This is a genomic window from Nitratireductor sp. GCM10026969 (assembly GCF_042660605.1).
In the GTDB taxonomy this organism is placed as follows: Bacteria; Pseudomonadota; Alphaproteobacteria; order Rhizobiales; family Rhizobiaceae; genus Chelativorans.
In genome coordinates this window covers 21,631-38,198 of the sequence record NZ_JBHSUM010000005.1, presented here as the reverse complement: position 1 = coordinate 38,198, position 16,568 = coordinate 21,631, and the positions used below count along the sequence as shown (strand labels likewise).

19 protein-coding genes, 1 tRNA gene and 1 pseudogene are annotated in these 16,568 nt (G+C 63.8%); 11 read left to right on the top strand and 10 right to left on the bottom strand.

Going from position 1 to position 16,568, the window contains the following annotated elements:
- Nucleotides 1–18: 18 nt before the first annotated feature.
- The 4 genes and pseudogenes from ACFP9U_RS02520 to ACFP9U_RS02505 all read right to left on the bottom strand — a co-directional run.
- Nucleotides 19–156, bottom strand: a pseudogene (locus ACFP9U_RS02520) (DUF1330 domain-containing protein); the annotation flags it as partial.
- Nucleotides 153–839: a type 1 glutamine amidotransferase domain-containing protein gene (locus tag ACFP9U_RS02515; protein ID WP_378618786.1), complete on the bottom strand. Its 687-nt coding sequence runs from the start codon at nucleotides 837–839 to the stop codon at nucleotides 153–155. The gene ACFP9U_RS02515 and the pseudogene ACFP9U_RS02520, both read right to left, overlap by 4 nt.
- Nucleotides 840–843: 4 nt before the next feature.
- Entirely contained in the window at nucleotides 844–1,047 is a 204-nt protein-coding gene (locus ACFP9U_RS02510; RefSeq protein WP_378618785.1) for a hypothetical protein, read from the bottom strand.
- An 85-nt stretch (nucleotides 1,048–1,132) separates the two neighbouring features.
- The gene (locus ACFP9U_RS02505) at nucleotides 1,133–1,786 is read right to left on the bottom strand and encodes a hydrolase (RefSeq protein ID WP_378618783.1); all 654 of its coding nucleotides are present in this window, start codon (nucleotides 1,784–1,786) and stop codon (nucleotides 1,133–1,135) included.
- A gap of 216 nt (nucleotides 1,787–2,002) precedes the next feature.
- Here ACFP9U_RS02505 and ACFP9U_RS02500 point away from each other — a divergent pair, with 216 nt between their 5' ends.
- From ACFP9U_RS02500 to ACFP9U_RS02490, 3 genes are all read left to right on the top strand, one after another.
- A complete protein-coding gene (locus tag ACFP9U_RS02500; RefSeq protein WP_378618781.1) occupies nucleotides 2,003–2,938 on the top strand; it encodes a pirin family protein in 936 nt (311 codons plus the stop codon).
- A 25-nt stretch (nucleotides 2,939–2,963) separates the two neighbouring features.
- Complete coding sequence (locus ACFP9U_RS02495; RefSeq protein ID WP_378618780.1) at nucleotides 2,964–4,211, top strand: DUF5996 family protein; 1,248 nt, start codon at nucleotides 2,964–2,966, stop codon at nucleotides 4,209–4,211.
- Between the two features lie 88 nt (nucleotides 4,212–4,299).
- The gene (locus ACFP9U_RS02490; protein ID WP_105745836.1) at nucleotides 4,300–4,539 is read left to right on the top strand and encodes a DUF2188 domain-containing protein; all 240 of its coding nucleotides are present in this window, start codon (nucleotides 4,300–4,302) and stop codon (nucleotides 4,537–4,539) included.
- A gap of 178 nt (nucleotides 4,540–4,717) precedes the next feature.
- On the opposite strand, the gene ACFP9U_RS02485 is transcribed toward ACFP9U_RS02490, so the two are convergent.
- The 5 genes from ACFP9U_RS02485 to ACFP9U_RS02465 all read right to left on the bottom strand — a co-directional run bounded on the left by ACFP9U_RS02485 (nucleotide 4,718) and on the right by ACFP9U_RS02465 (nucleotide 7,458).
- Nucleotides 4,718–4,864: a hypothetical protein gene (locus ACFP9U_RS02485; protein ID WP_378618778.1), complete on the bottom strand. Its 147-nt coding sequence runs from the start codon at nucleotides 4,862–4,864 to the stop codon at nucleotides 4,718–4,720.
- A gap of 158 nt (nucleotides 4,865–5,022) precedes the next feature.
- Nucleotides 5,023–5,856, bottom strand: a complete 834-nt coding sequence (locus ACFP9U_RS02480) for a tyrosine-type recombinase/integrase (protein ID WP_378618776.1) — start codon at nucleotides 5,854–5,856, stop codon at nucleotides 5,023–5,025.
- Nucleotides 5,828–6,256, bottom strand: a complete 429-nt coding sequence (locus ACFP9U_RS02475) for a tyrosine-type recombinase/integrase (RefSeq protein ID WP_378618775.1) — start codon at nucleotides 6,254–6,256, stop codon at nucleotides 5,828–5,830. The genes ACFP9U_RS02480 and ACFP9U_RS02475 overlap by 29 nt, the downstream gene beginning before the upstream one ends.
- Nucleotides 6,257–6,427: 171 nt before the next feature.
- Nucleotides 6,428–6,517, bottom strand: a tRNA-Ser gene (locus tag ACFP9U_RS02470).
- Between the two features lie 194 nt (nucleotides 6,518–6,711).
- Nucleotides 6,712–7,458 (bottom strand): sulfotransferase family 2 domain-containing protein, encoded by a 747-nt coding sequence (locus ACFP9U_RS02465; RefSeq protein WP_378618773.1) that lies wholly within the window; start codon nucleotides 7,456–7,458, stop codon nucleotides 6,712–6,714.
- Between the two features lie 349 nt (nucleotides 7,459–7,807).
- Between ACFP9U_RS02465 and ACFP9U_RS02460 the strand changes: the two genes are divergently transcribed.
- The 8 genes from ACFP9U_RS02460 (at nucleotide 7,808) to ACFP9U_RS02425 (ending at nucleotide 15,857) form a co-directional block, all read left to right on the top strand.
- Nucleotides 7,808–8,998 (top strand): septal ring lytic transglycosylase RlpA family protein, encoded by a 1,191-nt coding sequence (locus ACFP9U_RS02460; protein ID WP_378618772.1) that lies wholly within the window; start codon nucleotides 7,808–7,810, stop codon nucleotides 8,996–8,998.
- A gap of 92 nt (nucleotides 8,999–9,090) precedes the next feature.
- A complete protein-coding gene (locus tag ACFP9U_RS02455; protein WP_378618770.1) occupies nucleotides 9,091–10,251 on the top strand; it encodes a D-alanyl-D-alanine carboxypeptidase family protein in 1,161 nt (386 codons plus the stop codon).
- A gap of 127 nt (nucleotides 10,252–10,378) precedes the next feature.
- Nucleotides 10,379–11,053, top strand: coding sequence for a dTMP kinase (gene tmk, locus ACFP9U_RS02450; RefSeq protein WP_378618768.1), 675 nt, complete (start codon nucleotides 10,379–10,381; stop codon nucleotides 11,051–11,053).
- A complete protein-coding gene (locus ACFP9U_RS02445) occupies nucleotides 11,046–12,104 on the top strand; it encodes a DNA polymerase III subunit delta' (protein ID WP_378618767.1) in 1,059 nt (352 codons plus the stop codon). The genes tmk and ACFP9U_RS02445 overlap by 8 nt, the downstream gene beginning before the upstream one ends.
- Nucleotides 12,105–12,188: 84 nt before the next feature.
- Entirely contained in the window at nucleotides 12,189–13,754 is a 1,566-nt protein-coding gene (metG, locus tag ACFP9U_RS02440) for a methionine--tRNA ligase (protein WP_378618765.1), read from the top strand.
- Nucleotides 13,754–14,548, top strand: coding sequence for a TatD family hydrolase (locus ACFP9U_RS02435; RefSeq protein WP_378618764.1), 795 nt, complete (start codon nucleotides 13,754–13,756; stop codon nucleotides 14,546–14,548). The genes metG and ACFP9U_RS02435 overlap by 1 nt, the downstream gene beginning before the upstream one ends.
- 2 nt (nucleotides 14,549–14,550) lie before the next feature.
- Nucleotides 14,551–15,369 (top strand): MBL fold metallo-hydrolase, encoded by an 819-nt coding sequence (locus tag ACFP9U_RS02430; RefSeq protein WP_378618762.1) that lies wholly within the window; start codon nucleotides 14,551–14,553, stop codon nucleotides 15,367–15,369.
- Between the two features lie 17 nt (nucleotides 15,370–15,386).
- Nucleotides 15,387–15,857: a YbaK/EbsC family protein gene (locus tag ACFP9U_RS02425; RefSeq protein WP_378618761.1), complete on the top strand. Its 471-nt coding sequence runs from the start codon at nucleotides 15,387–15,389 to the stop codon at nucleotides 15,855–15,857.
- Nucleotides 15,858–16,032: 175 nt separating this feature from the next.
- Here the strand turns inward: ACFP9U_RS02425 and ACFP9U_RS02420 are convergent, their stop codons facing one another.
- Nucleotides 16,033–16,479 carry a hypothetical protein gene (locus ACFP9U_RS02420; RefSeq protein ID WP_378618759.1) on the bottom strand — a complete coding sequence of 149 codons (447 nt, stop codon included), beginning with the start codon at nucleotides 16,477–16,479 and terminating at the stop codon, nucleotides 16,033–16,035.
- Between the last annotated feature and the right edge of the window lie 89 nt (nucleotides 16,480–16,568).

Genomic DNA, 16,568 nt, shown 5'->3' with positions numbered 1-16,568 from the left:
GTCGACCGGCTCGCCCTCGAGCCCCTCGTGAGGGCTGTAGAAGGCAAGCGGTTCTAGCGGATGCGCGTCGCGCGCGGCCGGCGTCCGCTCCCGGTAGCGATCGAGCGCCTGCTCGTCGGTAACCGTGTCACGGACGAAGACCACGTAGGCGCTCATGCCGACGCTCCGAGTTCCTCGACCAGGCGCCGGGCGGCGCCGGCGGACGAGGCCGGGTTCTGGCCGGTGATCAGCAGGCCATCCTGTACGAAGTACGGACCCCAGTCAGGACCCTTCGAATAGATGCCGCCCTTGGCCTGCAACTCGTCCTCGACGAGGAACGGCACGACTTTCGTCAGGCCGACGGCGGCCTCCTCGCTGTTGGTGAAGCCGGTGACCTTCTTTCCTTCGACGAGCGGACGGCCGTTCGGCGTCTTAACGTGACGGAGCACGCCCGGCGCGTGGCACACCAGCGCGACCGGCTTGTCCGCGGCAAGGAAGCTTTCGATCAGCGCCGCCGAGACTGGGCTTTCGGCGAGATCCCACATCGGGCCGTGGCCGCCTGGATAAAAGACCGTATCAAAATCAGCCTGGGATATGTCGGCGAGCTTCACGGTATTCGCCAGCGCTTCTCGCGCCTCGGCGTCGGCCTCGAAGCGGCGCGTGTCCTCGGTCTGGAAGTCGGGCTCGTTGCTTTTGGGATCAAGCGGCGGCTGGCCGCCGTCCGGCGACGCGAGCGTGATCTCGTAGCCAGCTTCCTTGAACACATAATAAGGCGCGGCCAGCTCTTCGAGCCAGAAACCGGTCTTGCGGCCGGTGTCGCCGAGCTGGTCATGCGACGTCAGAATCATTACAACTTTCATGACTTTATTCTCCTATAGGATGTTGGTACGGGCCGCCGCAGCGGCAAGAATAATCGCGGGCGCGGAGGTACCCACGCACCGAATGCTGGGGTTCGTGAAGCTCCGCGTCCTCATGGTAGATGATCCGGATCGCCGCGATGCGCCGTGTAGGGTCGCGCTCGCCGAACACCAGGTCGAGATTGGCCTGCATGAGCTTCTCGAAATCCATCCGTGCCTCCATTGTGTAGTTCTGGGCGGCGACATGGATGACGAGGCTTGGACCTTTCCGGGCCGCCTCGCCATCCCTGCTCGAATCAACCCGCCGAGCTCGGCACCGGCGTGTTGAGCAGTTGCTGCTCCCAGAGATAGGCGATGGCGCTGCCGCCGATGTGGTACTTGAGGGCGTCGTTCAATTCGGTCGCGGTCTCGGCCCGGGCCCAATCGCGTTGCCATTCGGAAGCCAGGGCCAGCCAAGTCATCATGTTGATGCCGGCTGCGATCATGCGCTGAATCGCGACCTCGTGGGCCTCGAGCGAGGTGCCGCCCGACGCATCGGTGATCACGGTCACGTCCCAACCTTCTCCCGCCGCCTGGATCGCCGGCATCGCGACGCAGATCTCGGTCCACAGGCCGGCGATAATCAACTGCTTGCGGCCCGTCGCCTTGACCGCATCGACGACCTTCGGATCCTCCCAGGTATTGATGAACGTCCGGTCGATGACCTCGTGGTCGGGGAACACCTCGGTGACGTGCGGGAAGATGACGCCGCCGCGGGCGGCAATTACGCTGGTCAGAATCGTGGGAACGCCGAACACCTTGGCCACCTTAGCGAGCGCGGTCGTGTTGTTGACCACCGCCTGCGGATCGTGGCTGTTCAGGTTCGCCAGCTGGTAGGGCTGATGGTCTATCAGGACGAGTACGGAATCCTCGGGGCGAAGAAGCGAGGCAAGGCCGTTGCGAAAAGTCATTCCAATCTCCTGGGTCTTGAGGGAAGCGCTCATTTGGCTGCTTGAAACCTACCAAAGGCTCTCGGGCAATGCGGTGCAGGTCGTGCCACTCTGGTGCCGTTCTTGCTTCCAATCAGGCTCGTTGCTGCGCGAAGACTTGAGTTCGTTCAGTTTCTTGGAAAGGGTACGAAGATCGCTCGGCAGGATCAGGCGATCCGACGACAGAGGATGATACACATGAGTTGGAACCCAGCACTCGAACCCGGTTGTCCCGACGAGGTCGGCATAGACGCGATCGAGACCCTGATCGTCCCGCGTTCCCGCGACCTCGGCGATTTCCAGGTCCGGCGCGCCCTGCCGGCACCGAAGCGGCAGATGGTCGGGCCGTTCATCTTCTTCGACCAGGCAGGGCCGGCAGAGTTGCTGACCGGGCAGGGCGTCGACGTCCGGCCGCATCCGCATATCGGCCTCGGCACGGTCACCTACCTGTTCCAGGGCGACTTCCATCACCGCGACAGCACCGGCGCCGACCAGATCATCCGCCCCGGCGCGCTGAACTGGATGGTCGCCGGGCGCGGCGTTACCCATTCGGAACGCACGTCGGCGGCTGCGCGGAGCGGCCCGAATAGTCTGTTCGGCATCCAGACCTGGTTGGCCCTGCCGGACAGCCACGAGGACGTGGCGCCTAGCTTCGAGCATCACGGCAAGGAGACTCTACCCGTCATCGAGGATCGCGGCGTCTCGGTTCGGCTCATTCTCGGGAACGCCTATGGCAAGACCGCGCCAGCGACGATGCTTTCCGAGACGTTCTACGCCGATGTGAAGCTCGAGCCGGGAAGCCGGCTGCCCATGCCGGACAACCACGAGGACCGCGGCATCTACATCGTCCAAGGCTCGATCTCGGTCGCCGGACAGGAATTCGAGGCGTCGCAGATGATGGTGTTTCGGCCGGGCGATCGCATCACGGTGGCCGCCGGACAGCGGGGGGCGCGATTGATGATTCTCGGTGGCGCGACCTTCAACGGACCGCGCTACATCTGGTGGAACTTCGTCGCCTCGTCGCAGGAGCGCATCGAACTCGCCAAGGCGGAATGGCGCGCCGCGAACTGGGGCAAGGGGCGCTTCGATCTGCCCGTCGACGACCGCAGCGAGCACATCCCCCTTCCGGAATGACCGGAACCAGCCTGGAGAAACGACAATGAACAAGTGGCCCCACCTCGATTACCTCGGCTGGCGCGAAACGTGTTCGGCGCTGCATCTCTATCTGCAGATCGCCGGCAAATACCGGCTCGCGCACACGCCGTGGCTCAACCATTCGTGGCACGCGACCTTCTACGTGACGCCGAACGGCCTGGCCTCCTCGCCCATCCCGGACGGGCCGGGCATCGAGATCCTGTTCGACCTGCGCGAGCACAAGGTTGTGGGCACCTGCGGCAATGGCCGCAGGAAATCGTTCGATCTCGGGCCGATGACCGTCGCGACATTCCACGCGAGCTTCGTGCAACTGATTTCCGAACTCGGCGGCACTCCCACCTTCAACGGCAGTCCGAACGAGGTGCCATTCCCGGTTCCCTTCGCCGAGGATGATCGCGACCGGCCCTATGACCGCGAAGCCGTTCAGCGCTTCCATCAGGCCCTGATCGCGGTCGACAAGGTCTTCAACCGGTTCCGCACGTCGTTTCTGGGCAAGTCCAGTCCCGTTCACCTGTTCTGGGGCAGCTTCGACCTCGCGGTCACCCGCTTTTCGGGACGGCGCGCGCCGCTTCATCCCGGAGGCGTCCCGGCACTGCCGGACGACGTGGCGCAGGAGGCCTACGACCGCGAGGTCTCTTCGGCAGGCTTCTGGCCGGGCGGCGGCGACATCGACTATCCCGCCTTCTATTCTTACGCGTATCCGGCGCCCGGCGGTTACCGCGCCGCGTCGGTCCGGCCCGATGGCGCGTTCTGGCACGAGGGCCTGTCGGAATTCGTCCTCCCCTACGATTCCGTGCAGTCGGCTGCCGATCCCGACGAAGCGCTGACGGCATTCCTCGTCTCGACCTACGAGGCCGCCGCCGATCTGGGCGGGTGGGACCGTGATCTTCTGGAATGCGCGCACGGCAAGCCCCGACAGGTGCGCACGCCTGATGCTGCGCTGTCGAAGGACGCGCCTGCGGTGGACGACGGTACGGTCGAGCGGGAAGATGGTCCGTCGAAGGGACGCTACCGTCTGGTCGTCGATGGCGTCGAGGCAGAAATGACTTACAGCCGCGCCAGCGACGGCCTGATCATCATCGACCACACGGAAGTGCCCGCGGCCCTGCGCGGCCGCAAGGTGGGCGAGCGACTGGTGCGCCAGGTAATCGAGGATGCGCGGCGCGACAGGGTCGAGATCATTCCGCTCTGCCCGTTCGCGAAGGCGCAGATCGGTCGCCATTCGGAATGGCAGGACGTGCTGCGTCGGTGATGGGAGGATGGCGGCGGCTCTGCACACCTTCCCCTCCAATCGGAGCGAGAGCAACAAGTAGGAACATTCCAACGGCAGGAGCGATGAAATGAACGATGTAAAATACCGGATTGTCGAACACGACGGCGGCTGGGCCTATCGGGTGGACGGGACATATTCCGAGACCTTTCCGAGCCATGATGCGGCCTTCGGCGCGGCGCGGCGGGCGGCCTGCAAGCAGTTGCGGCCGGGCGAGACCACGGGCATCGTCTGGGAGGACGCGACCGGCCACTGGCACGCGGAACTCTCGCGCGCCGGCGACAGGCCCCAAGCAGAGGTCATCGGCTGATGCAGCGCTGCGGCCTCGTCGTCGGAGATCGGACCGTCTCCTTCCGGCCCTGATCGCGACGTCGGGAGAACATTTCCCAGCTTCAGCAAGCCGGGCAGATGCCAGACCGGGATAGGGTGGGGAACGGTCAGACCGCTTTTTGGAATGGTGCTCGCGCGCGCCCTCGTGGCAATCCCGGCTATTTCGGTGTGGGCGCGCCGTAGCGCAGGCCATCCAGCAGTAGCATGACCATCCGTTCGGTGTGAGCCGCCCCATCGTCCCCGGAAGCCACGGCGAGGTTGCCGATCGCGCGCAGCAGATCGTAGGGAGCGACGAGCAGTTTCACCTATGTACAGCGGTGAGAAATCTCGCTGGCTGTTTCTATCCATCACTATTTGACTACGATCACAAAATGGACATGCCCACTCTTCCGCCATCACCCTGCACCCAGCTATCTTGCCACTACAAAGCCTTGCAGCGACCTTACCACCTTCAGGCGAAATGTCATCGCCGCGGCCCCTCCAGGAGGCTTGCCGCAGGTTTAGCATCCTTCAATATGATATCTGCCCATTCCTGAGCTAGCTCACGCCGCCGCTCTAGGTGCAAAGCACGATTGTAGGCGGCCTCCACTTTATCTTTTGGAGTGTGAGCCAGCATTAGGTCGATGATGTACTTGTCGCTGGGAAACCTCTCGTTCATGACGGACGAGAATGTCGAGCGCCAGCCGTGCGGAACATGATGGCCATGGTAGCCGGCGCGGTTCAGGAGATAGCCCATGGCGTTCTCGCTCATTGGCTTGTGCGCGTGGCGCGTATTGGGGAAGGCGAGGGGGCCACGGCCTGAGATAGTGCGTAGCGCCTCGATAGCTTCGATCGCCTGCAAAGGGAGCGGCACCAAGTGATCGCGCGCCTCATCGCTCTTATGCTTGAGTCGCATTTTCATGCGTTCGGCTGGAATGCGCCAGACGGGCGCCTCGGAATCTAGGTCCGTCCATTCGTCCCACGGCGTTCCAGCCAGCGTGCCGGGGCGAACAGCCGTGAGTGCAAGGATACGGAGCGCGAGCTTTGTGAGGGGGTGGGCCGGTTCCGCTTCCGCCTTGGCAAGCATCTCGCGGGCTTGGTCTAGGTCGGTGATGGCGGGTTGCTTGCCCTTCTTCATAGGTGCCATCGCGCCTTTGACCTGAGCGCCGGGATTACTTTGGGCGCTGCCAATTGCGATGGCGCGGTTGAAAACCGCTTCAATGCGTTGCCTGATGCGGCGGGCAGTCTCCTTTGATCTCGCCTCCACTTTGCTCAGGACGGCATACACGTCAGAGGCGTTGATATCGCGGATGGCCATATTTCCCAGAATAGGGGAAGACATCATTCCCGAGGCTGGTGATAACGTCATCGGCGTGGCGCGGCACCCAAGTGTCCTTGTGCAACCTGTACCATTCCTGTGCGATCTCCTCGAACGTCTCAGTCTTGGCGGCGTGCTTAGCGAGCTTCTTCTGCACTGAGGGGTCGCGGCCGGTTTTCAGGGCTTCCTTGGCCTCGTCGCGCGCCTTGCGAGCGTCAGCAAGCGAAACGCCAGGATAGGCGCCGATCGACAGCACCTTTTCCTTGCCGCCGAACTCGTACCGAAACCGCCACAGCTTGCCGCCTGCTGCGCTTACAAAAAGGTGCAGGCCGGCGCCGTCTGTCATTTTGTATGGCTTGCCTGCCTTCTTGGCGCTCTTCACTTGGGTGTCGGTAAGCATCCCGCGCTCCTTGAAAATACCCGGTTTCCAGACCGGCATACCCGGAAAAATACCCGGCTTCAACTGGGAACGATACCCGGCGCTTGGGTCGTTTTGGGACAGCGAAGAAGGGGAAAATTCAGCAATCTCAACCGTTTATGGGGCTATTTGGGATTATCTGGGAAAGGTTGCTGGCGGAGGGAGTGGGATTCGAACCCACGAGGCGGTTGCCCGCCTGCCGGTTTTCAAGACCGGTGCCTTCAACCACTCGGCCATCCCTCCGGGTCTTGTTTCTTTCCGCTTTTCGCTTTCCACCAAGCCCCATAGAGGGGCCTATGTCACCATCTTGCTGGCGAACGCCTGCAAACAATGCCTTCGGCTTTACCGTGCTCGGGATCACAGCGTCAACCTGCCCCCAAGGCATGGCATGCTGGAGCGGGGATTTGCAGCGGACAAAATTCGCACCCCCGATTCCTTTAAACTTCAAACCGATACCCGAAGGAATCTATTTCCCGTTCGCAAAGGCGATGGACCAGTTTGCGGGTGGACGCGTCATAGAACTCACGAAAATCATAGCGGGGCGCTACGTTTATATGACTCAACGCCCGGTAGGGGAGGTCGAGACGATCACACAGTGCCTTGAAATCGGCGCCGAGAGCCTCGTAGCGGCCGACAAAGTCAACCGCGATATGGTCACCGATAGCGTAAACCGGCCAGGAATCGGCAAAATGCCGCCACCGCAACGGGCTGGCGCCTTCTATGAGTTTTGCCACGAAAGTAGGAAATGGATCGCGCGTTTCCGCGGACGCACGCGTCAAAAAAAGATACGATGAAACCATTCGCTCGTAGGAATTTCGAACGAAAGTGAATTTGAAGTGCCGCTCCCAGGCTTTCCTGTCGAATGCCTGTACCTGCTCCGCGTGAGGATGGTCGACGATGGGCCCAAAACTGCTGGCATATGATTTGGCTTGCAAGCCAAGAACCCGCCTGGGCCACTCAGAGCCGATACCCATCGCCGCAAAGATACTTAAGGGGCTACGGAAGCGTAGTGCATCCATGCGGGCCCGAAGATTCGGCCGAATGCCGACTTCCACCCGTTCCCCCTCGGAGCCCAACATGATGTCGAGTGGTCCCAAATGGGGGGCCAGAGCCATATTTATAGCGCTCCCGGCCGTTTTCGGGCAATGAAGGAAAGTGAATTCGTGCCGGTACGATATGATCATGCGTGTGCTCTATATCTTATCAACGTTCTTTTCACGCCTCTTTTGCACGCAAGAATCTGTTCAGATTCTGCACAAGTATGATCGTTGACCGTTCCCCCTCGACAGGCGGCGCTGCCTTCAGCCACTCGGCCGTTCGTCCGGCCCCTTGGGCTGCGTTCTCTTCAGGGATGGCGCGCGGTGCGCGGCGGGGTTGTGCCGGCGGATCATATGGAATACTTGTTCTGCCGTTTTCCCGCCACAAAGCCTTTACAGGCTTATAACGATTTCATGTCCATGACAATTTGGCGCGGGCGGTCTTTGACGCTTCCGCGTGACAAGAAAAAACGAAGTTTGCGAGGGAAGGGCGTTAATGCATTCGCAGAACAGGAGGGGACGGGGGTCGCTTCGGCTTGGCGTTTTCGGCGTGGGCGCCCTTGCTTTGGCGGTTTCGGCCTGCAGCATACAGACCCCGACGGCCGATGTCGAAAAGAGCGGCACGAGCGAATACTTCGCCGAATCGGAATACGGCGTGAAAGCCAGCCCCCGGGTCGCCCAGAAGAAATCGGACCTTCGCAGGGGAGGGGGGCGTCACCAGGTCGGCAAGCCCTACAAGGTCAAGGGCCGCTGGTACCGTCCCGAGCTCGATCCCGACTATGTCGCCGAGGGTGCCGCATCCTGGTATGGCGCGGCATTCCACGGCCGGTTGACGGCCAATGGCGAGGTCTACGACATGACTCACCTGACCGCCGCCCATCCCACCATGCCTCTGCCGAGTTACGCCCGCGTGACGAATCTCGCCAACGGCAGCTCCGTCATGGTCCGCGTGAACGACCGCGGACCGTTCGCGGCGGGACGTGTGATCGACCTGTCGAAGAAGGCCGCGGAAATGCTCGGCTACAAGAACGACGGGGTTGCCAAGGTGCGTGTCGAATATGCGGGCGCGGCGCCCCTGCACGGGCAGGACGACCAGCTTCTCATGGCTTCCTACCGGCCCGGCGACGCCGCGCCTGATCCTTCCGACGGGCTGCCGTCGGGCGTGATGCTGGCCATGAACGGATCGACGCCGACCCAGCCGGTCGCACAGGCGACGAGCGCCTTCGCCGCCCAGCCGCAGGGTGCAGCGTCGGTGTCGCTGCCCAATACTGGCCCCGTGGTGCCGGATCGCCCGCAGGGCGCCCCCATGGAGACTGAACTTGCGCTTCTGTCCTATGCGGATCACCGGGTACAGGCCGCATCGCGCGCCTTCGACGCACTCCTTGAGCCGGAGCTCGACTCCCAGGCGCTGACGGACTGGTGGGCGCGGGGCCATAAAGGCGGCGGCGACGGCGAGGCGAAAGAGCGCCCGGTCGTCAATCTGGGCACCTTCTCCTCGCAGCAAGGCGCAGAAGATATCGCCCGCGCCATGTCCGGCTACGGCGCGGTGACGGTGGAGCGCACGGCGGGGCAGGCCGGCTGGGTCTACGCGCTTTCGCTGGCGCCGCGGGAGGGAGCCGACCTGGACGTGGCACTCCGCGCCGCCTGGACCGCCGGTGCCAAGGATGCGTTCGCGGTTCGCGACTGATCTTTTCTCGGGGTTGCTCAGCCCCGCCGTTGATCGGGGGCGATCACTTCCTGTAACCTTCCCAGGCCGGTATCGGTGAGCTTGGGGGGCGTTTGGTGTCTCGTTTTTGTCAAAGCGTGTTGGCGGCCTTCGTCCTTTTGGCTTTCATGCCGGCCGAGGCGAACGCTCAGCTCTTCGAGACGAAAGCCAAGCAGGCCTACATGATCGATGCCGGGACCGGCACTGTCCTCCTGTCGAAGAATCCCGATTCCCCGTTCCCACCGGCCTCCATCGCCAAGCTGATGACTATGGAAGTGGTCTTCGACGCACTGAAGGGCGGGCGGGTGTCGCTGGAGGACGGTTTCTATATCAGCGAACACGCCTGGCGCACCGGTGGCGCGGTCTCCGGCACGGCCACCATGTTTGCCGAAGTGACCTCGACCGTGCCTTTGGAGGCGCTGATCAGGGGCGCGGTCATCCAGTCCGCCAATGATGCCTGCATCGCCATTGCCGAGGGCATGGCGGGGTCGGAGGAGAGCTTCGCCGGTTTGATGACCCAGCGCGCGCGCAGGCTCGGCCTGGAAAAGTCCACCTTCGTCAACGCCACGGGCCTGCCGGCGGAAGGCCAACAGGTGACGGCGCGCGAGATGACCTCTCTGGCGCAGCACATCTGGCGCGAATATCCTGCATATTACGGCTATTTTTCCGAGCCGGATTTCGAGTGGAACGGCATTCGCCAGCGCAATCGCAATCCGCTGCTGCCGATGGAGATCGGCGCTGACGGCCTGAAGACCGGCTATACGGAGGAATCGGGCTACGCCATCGTCGCCTCCATCGCGCGCCAGGGGCGGCGGCTGTTTCTCACCCTGGGCGGGCTGGAGAGCGAGCGCGAACGGGCGGAAGAAGCGCGCAAGGTCCTCGACTGGGGCATGCGCGGTTTCGAGATGCGCACGCTTTTCGCAGAAGGCGAGGTGATCGGCGCGGCGTCCGTTTATGGCGGGGCGAAAAGCAGCGTCGCGGTGCAACCGGCGAAGCCGGTGGCGATCCTCGTGCCGCTCACCGAACCGGAGCGCCTGTCGGCGCGCATCGTCTACGAGGGGCCGGTCCCGGCGCCGGTGGAGGAGGGCGCCGAGATCGGGACACTGCAAATCCGGCTCGGCGACACGCTGAGCCGGGAAGTGCCGGTCTATGCCGGCGAACCGGTGGCGCGGGGAACGCTGCATCAAAGGGCATTCGACGCCGTCGGCGAACTGCTGATCGGCTGGATGCGGTAAACGGCTGCCAGGGGCACGGCGTCTTCCCGCATCCGAAGCTCTGACGGGCCAACCGGAACGGAAGGTTGGACCTGCGCCTTCGCGGTGATTATGAAGAACACGAAGCGAGGCAGAACTGGAACGATACTTGCCGCGAGGATTCTTCATAACGTTCGAAGGGGGCGAAGGCGCGGGCAAGTCCACGCAGATCCGCCTTTTGGCCGACAGCCTGCGCGCGGACGGCCGCGCGGTGGTGGTCACGCGCGAGCCGGGCGGTTCCCCAGGGGCGGAGGCCGTTCGCCATGTGCTCCTGTCGGGGGCGGCCGAGCCGTTCGGCGCAAGCATGGAAGCCATCCTCTTTGCGGCCGCGCGGCTCGACCATGTGGAACAGGTGATCCGGCCGGCGCTTGCCCGCGGCGCGGTGGTGCTGTGCGACCGGTTCGTCGATTCCTCCCAGGTGTATCAGGGGGTGACGGGCGGCCTGGACCGGAAATTCATGACTGCGCTCGAGCAGGTTACGGTCAAGGACGCCATGCCCGATCTTACCATCATCCTCGACATCGATCCCGAGGAAGGCCTGCGGCGGGCAGCCGCGCGGCGCGGCGAGGCGGGGGCGGACCGCTTCGAAAAGGAAACGTTGCAGATCCACCGTCGGCGGCGCAAGGCGTTTCTCGACATCGCCAGAAAGGAACCTGGGCGCTGTGTGGTGGTCGATGCCACCGGCTCGCCCGAGGACGTGGCAAGGGTGATCGCGCGCGCGGTCGCCAAGGCGATGCCGGCCGACGGGCAGGATGAGTCCAGGCGCGGGGCGGGCCATGTTTGAACGCATCGCGCCCGAACAGCACGACACCCTTCCCGATATCCCGGAGCCGGCGGAGAATCCGATCCTCGTCGGACACGACAGCGCACGCAGCATGCTGGCGGGCGCCTACCGTGCCGGCAAGCTGCACCATGCGCTGCTTCTGGCCGGGCCGAGAGGCATCGGCAAGGCCACGTTGGCCTTCCACCTGGCGCTGCATCTTTTCACACATCCCGACCATGCGATGGCGCCGGACAATTTGGACGCGACAGACCTGGGCACACAGGCCTTTCGGCTGCTGGCCCAGGGTGCGCATCCTGGACTGCTGCATCTCACGCGCCCCTATTCCGAGCGCGACAAGAAGTTCAGAACGGTGATCACGGTGGACGAGATCCGCCGCGTCAACCGCTTTCTTTCCATGACCGCGTCCGACGGCGGCTACCGCGTGGTGATCGTCGATCCCGCCGACGACATGAACACCAGCGCGGCCAATGCGCTTCTCAAGAACCTGGAAGAACCGCCGCCGCGCACGCTTTTCATCCTGATCGCCCATTCCTTCGGCCGGCTTCTGCCGACGATCCGCTCGCGCTGCCAGACCATCAAGCTCCAGCCGCTCGGCGCCGAGGGTCTCGAGGAATTGTTGCACCGTCTCGGCATGGAACTGCCGACCGGCGAGGAGGAGAGGCGGCTTCTCATCGAGCGCTCCGGCGGCAGCGTACGCAGCGCCGTTCTGCTCACCCAGTTCGGGGGACTGGAGATCGCCGCGACGGTGGAAAAGATCCTGGGCGGGCGCACCCTCGACGTGGCGGAGAGCTTTCGCCTGGCCGAGGCGACGGTCGGGCGCGACCGGCAGGTGCAGTTCGATCTTTTCAACCGCATCGCGCTCGACCGCACGGCCGACGCGGCAGCGCAGGCTGCCGAGGATGGCCAAGTCGAACAGGCGGCGCGGCTCGCTTTGCTTTGGGAGGAACTGGCCGCGGACACGCGCGAGGTGGAGGTTTTCAATCTCGACCGCAAGCAGCATGTGATGGGCACGATGCAGCGCCTCCATGCCGCGCTCGGTAACCTTCGGTGAAATGAGCCTGTCAGCGCATGGCATTCATGGCCGCGATGCGCTATCTGGGCGCGAGCCAACGACACATCCCGGGCATTCATTCTCATGACGCGCGAGACCTTCTATATCACCACGGCGATTTCCTATCCCAACGGCAGCCCGCATATCGGCCATGCCTACGAGCTGATCGCGACGGACGCGCTGGCGCGCTTCCAGCGTTGCGACGGCAAGGATGTGATGTTCCTGACGGGCACCGACGAGCACGGTATCAAGATGCTGCAGACGGCGCGCAAGGAAGGCGTTTCCGCCCGTGAACTGGCCGACCGCAACACACCGGAGTTCCAGCGCATGGCAAAGGCGCTGAACGCCTCCAACGACGACTTTATCCGCACCACGGAAGAACGCCACCGCATCGCCTCGCAGGCCATCTGGAAAGCGATGGCGGAGAAGGGCGATATCTATCCGAGCACCTATTCGGGCTGGTATTCCGTGCGCGACGAGGCCTATTACGGCGAGGAGGAGACGGTGGTGCGCGAGGACGGCGTGCGCTACGGCCCGCAGGGCACGCCCGTCGAATGGGTCGAGGAGGAAAGCTACTTCTTCCGCCTCTCGGCCTATCAGGAACCGCTCCTGGAACTCTATCACGACAATCCGGACTTCATCGGCCCGGTCGAGCGGCGCAACGAGATCACGAGCTTCGTCCGCTCGGGACTGAGGGATCTTTCCATCTCGCGCACCACCTTCGACTGGGGCGTGCCGGTTCCCGGGGACGAGAAGCATGTGATGTACGTCTGGGTGGATGCGCTCACCAACTACATCACGGCCGTCGGCTATCCCGACCAGGCAGCCGAGCGCTGGCGCTACTGGCCGGCGGACGCGCACATCATCGGCAAGGACATTACCCGTTTCCACGCCATCTACTGGCCGGCTTTCCTGATGTCGGCCGGCCTGCCGCTGCCCAAGCGGGTCTTCGGCCACGGCTTCCTGTTCAACCGCGGGGAGAAGATGTCGAAGTCGGTCGGCAACGTCATCGACCCCTTCGCGCTGGTGGCGCATTACGGGCTCGACCAGGTGCGCTATTTTCTGCTGCGCGAGGTGCCGTTCGGGCAGGACGGCAGCTACAGCCACGATGCGATCGTCCAGCGCACCAACGCGGATCTTGCCAATGACCTGGGCAATCTCGCCCAGCGCTCCCTGTCGATGATTGCCAAGAACTGCGACGGCAAGGTGCCCGAGCGCGGCACGCTGAGCGAAACCGACCGGGCGTTGCTCGGCCAGGCCGAGGCCGCGCTCGCCACGGCGCGCGAAGCCATGGGACGGCAGGCGATCCATACCGCACTCGCCGCGATTTTCGAGGTCGTCGCCGAGGCCAACCGCTATTTCGCCGCCCAGGAGCCCTGGGCGCTGAAGAAGACCAACCATGCGCGCATGGAGACGGTGCTTTATACGACGGCCGAGGTCCTGCGACGCATCGCCGTTCTTTGCCAGCCCTTTATGCCGGGTTCGGCGGAAAAGCTCCTCGACCTGCTTGCGGTGCCTGCGGACCGGCGCGGCTTCGCCGACGTCGCCGAGGCCGGCATGCTCGCGCCGGGCGTGCAATTGCCGGCGCCGCAGCCGGTCTTCCCGCGCTATGTTGAGAAGGAGGAGAACGGGCAGGGGAGCCGGGCCTGATGCTGGTCGACAGCCATTGCCATCTCGATTTTCCCGATTTCGAGGCGGAACGGGACGCGGTGGTGGAGCGTGCGACGGCGGCCGGCGTCGGCCTGATGGTCACCATCTCCACACGTGTCGCGAAATTCGACGGAATCCGTGCCATCGCCGAGCGTTATGAGAACGTCTTCTGCACGGTCGGTACGCATCCGCATAATGCCGGCGAGGAGACATCGGTCACCGCCGATGATCTCGTCGCGCTGGCCGCCCACCCCAAGGTGGTCGGGATCGGCGAAGCGGGCCTCGACTACCACTACGACAAGGCGCCACGCGCGGACCAGGCAAGGGGGTTCCGCACCCATATCGAGGCGGCGCGGCGCACGGGCCTGCCGCTCGTGATCCACGCGCGCGAGGCCGACGACGATATTGCGGCGATCCTGCGCGAGGAAACGGGGAAGGGGGCTTTCCCCTTCATCCTGCACTGTTTCTCCTCCGGGCCGGCGCTCGCCCGGACGGGCGTGGAGCTTGGCGGCTATGTCTCGTTCTCGGGCATCCTGACCTTCAAGAAGTCGGAGGCGCTGCGCGAGATCGCCAGGGGCGTGCCGCACGACCGGCTGCTAGTGGAGACGGACGCGCCTTACCTCGCGCCGGTGCCTTATCGCGGCAAGCGCAACGAACCGGCCTATGTGGCCAAGACGGCGGCGGTCCTTGCCGAGACGGTCGGCGTTTCGCCCGATGAGATCGCGGCGCTGACCACGGAGAATTTTTTCCGCGTCTTCGCCAAGGTGCCGAAAACGGTCCGGAAGGGGGCCTGACCTTGGCCGACCGGCTGCGTCTGACCATTCTCGGCTGTGGGTCGTCTCCCGGCACGCCGCGCATCATGGGCGACTGGGGCGCCTGCGATCCTGCCAATCCGCGCAACCGGCGCCTGCGCGCGGCGGCGCTGGTGGAACGAATCCGCCCCGACGGACGCGTCACCCGCGTGGCGATCGACACCGGTCCCGATTTCCGGGAGCAGATGATCGCGGCGAAGGTGCCGCGTCTCGACGCCGTCGTCTACACCCATCCCCATGCCGACCACATCCACGGGATCGACGACCTGCGCGGCTATGTGCTCGTGCAGCGGCGGCTGATGGACATCTACGCCGACCGGGTGACCATGGACCGCCTGCGCGAGGGCTTCCGCTACTGTTTCGAGACCCCGCAGGGCAGCAACTATCCGCCGATCGTCGCACCGCATCTGATCGACCACGACGAACCGTTCGCGATTGACGGGGAGGGGGGCGCCCTCACCTTCACACCGCTGCCGCAGATACATGGCGACATCCGCTCGCTCGGCTTCCGTGTCGGTCCGTTCGCTTATTGTTCCGACGTGAGCGATTTCCCACCCGAGACCGTGCCGCGCCTGGCCGAGCTCGATCTGCTTGTCATCGATGCCCTGCAATACCGTTCGCATCAGAGCCATTTCTCGCTCGGCGAGGCGCTGGAGTGGATTGACCGGCTGAAGCCGCGCAAGGCCGTCCTCACGCACATGCATGTGCCGCTCGACTACGAGACCGTTCGCCGCGAAGTGCCGGACCATGTGGCGCCGGGCTATGATGGCATGGTGCTGGAGACATCTATTTCAAGTGACTGATTTTGCAGAGGGACTTCATGTCGAAGAGCATCGATCGGGTGGCCGCGGCCGCGCGTGAAGCCGGTCTTTCCATCGAAATCGTCCGTATGGGCGAATCCACGCGCACGGCGGAGGAAGCGGCCCGCCAATGTGGATGCACGGTGGACCAGATCGTCAAGTCGCTCGTCTTCGCCGGTGAAGCATCCGGGAGGCTCTATCTTTTCCTGGTGTCCGGCAGCAGAAAACTTGACCTGGATAAGGCCAACCGTCTGGCGGGCGAACGCCTGGTGCGTGCGGATCCGCGCAAGGTGCGCGAGGAAACCGGCTTCGCCATCGGCGGCGTTTCGCCGCTCGGCCATCCCGACGGCGTGGTGCGTTTCGCGGACGAAACACTGCTCGGCTTCGACGAAGTCTGGGCGGCCGCCGGTGCGCACGACGCCGTCTTCGCCGCTGAGCCGAAAGCGCTGGTGAATGCCGCGCGCGCGACGGTCGCAAACCTCGTGGTCTGATGCGGAGCCGAGCACCTGCACAGCGCATATTGATGTCAGTGGAGCGCTCCGGGGCAAGGCGGTGACAGCAATCAATTGGATACGGCCCTTGAGGCTGTCCCCGATTTCCAAAAAATGCAATGAAAACAATGACCCCTGGCGAAACGGCAACGAGTAGAGTCCTTGCGCGTTCTTGTTACGCTCCGAGTTCCTGCGACCGCTTCTGTCCCTCTTCGGTGTGGTCGAGAACGAGCTCAAAACCATGCCGGTCGGCGATATCGCGAAGAATCGCCAACAGTTGCGCCAGCTCCTCCTTCGAAATGGCCGGCAGGAACAGCCGGATCCGGCGATTGTCCTTCGTGAGGACAATCAGATTCCGGTCGATCGGCGCAAAACTGCCAACCATCGAATGCGTGTGGATCAACGCTCGGACCTCGGACCATTCGACGTAATGCCTGCGCCACCAGCCGGGTGCCACCATCGCGTTCGGACCAATGCCGATCGGGGAATTAAGCGCCGCCATTATGTAGCTCGCCAACACCAAGACGAGCGGAGCAATAACCGCCACGGCGAGTGCGACGATGAGGTAGGGTGTCAATTCTCGTCGGTCGACGACGCCTGCAACGACAATCAAAAGGGGCATCGCGAATGTGAAGCCGACGATCTGGCGGGCGGATAGAGAGTATTCGCGCCATGGATAACCGCCTCGCTTCGCTCCAGATCAAACCACGC

Excerpts from the sequence above, each read along its gene's own strand:
- ACFP9U_RS02445 (WP_378618767.1), top strand. The coding sequence starts at position 11,046 with ATGTTTGAACGCATCGCGCCCGAACAGCACGACACCCTTCCCGATATC.
- metG (WP_378618765.1), top strand. The coding sequence starts at position 12,189 with ATGACGCGCGAGACCTTCTATATCACCACGGCGATTTCCTATCCCAAC.
- ACFP9U_RS02510 (WP_378618785.1), bottom strand. The coding sequence starts at position 1,047 with ATGGATTTCGAGAAGCTCATGCAGGCCAATCTCGACCTGGTGTTCGGC.
- ACFP9U_RS02465 (WP_378618773.1), bottom strand. The coding sequence starts at position 7,458 with ATGATCATATCGTACCGGCACGAATTCACTTTCCTTCATTGCCCGAAA.
- ACFP9U_RS02460 (WP_378618772.1), top strand. The coding sequence starts at position 7,808 with ATGCATTCGCAGAACAGGAGGGGACGGGGGTCGCTTCGGCTTGGCGTT.
- ACFP9U_RS02495 (WP_378618780.1), top strand. The coding sequence starts at position 2,964 with ATGAACAAGTGGCCCCACCTCGATTACCTCGGCTGGCGCGAAACGTGT.
- ACFP9U_RS02515 (WP_378618786.1), bottom strand. The coding sequence starts at position 839 with ATGAAAGTTGTAATGATTCTGACGTCGCATGACCAGCTCGGCGACACC.
- ACFP9U_RS02425 (WP_378618761.1), top strand. The coding sequence starts at position 15,387 with ATGTCGAAGAGCATCGATCGGGTGGCCGCGGCCGCGCGTGAAGCCGGT.
- ACFP9U_RS02490 (WP_105745836.1), top strand. The coding sequence starts at position 4,300 with ATGAACGATGTAAAATACCGGATTGTCGAACACGACGGCGGCTGGGCC.
- ACFP9U_RS02475 (WP_378618775.1), bottom strand. The coding sequence starts at position 6,256 with ATGCTTACCGACACCCAAGTGAAGAGCGCCAAGAAGGCAGGCAAGCCA.
- ACFP9U_RS02500 (WP_378618781.1), top strand. The coding sequence starts at position 2,003 with ATGAGTTGGAACCCAGCACTCGAACCCGGTTGTCCCGACGAGGTCGGC.
- ACFP9U_RS02435 (WP_378618764.1), top strand. The coding sequence starts at position 13,754 with ATGCTGGTCGACAGCCATTGCCATCTCGATTTTCCCGATTTCGAGGCG.
- ACFP9U_RS02480 (WP_378618776.1), bottom strand. The coding sequence starts at position 5,856 with ATGGCCATCCGCGATATCAACGCCTCTGACGTGTATGCCGTCCTGAGC.
- ACFP9U_RS02420 (WP_378618759.1), bottom strand. The coding sequence starts at position 16,479 with ATGCCCCTTTTGATTGTCGTTGCAGGCGTCGTCGACCGACGAGAATTG.
- ACFP9U_RS02505 (WP_378618783.1), bottom strand. The coding sequence starts at position 1,786 with ATGACTTTTCGCAACGGCCTTGCCTCGCTTCTTCGCCCCGAGGATTCC.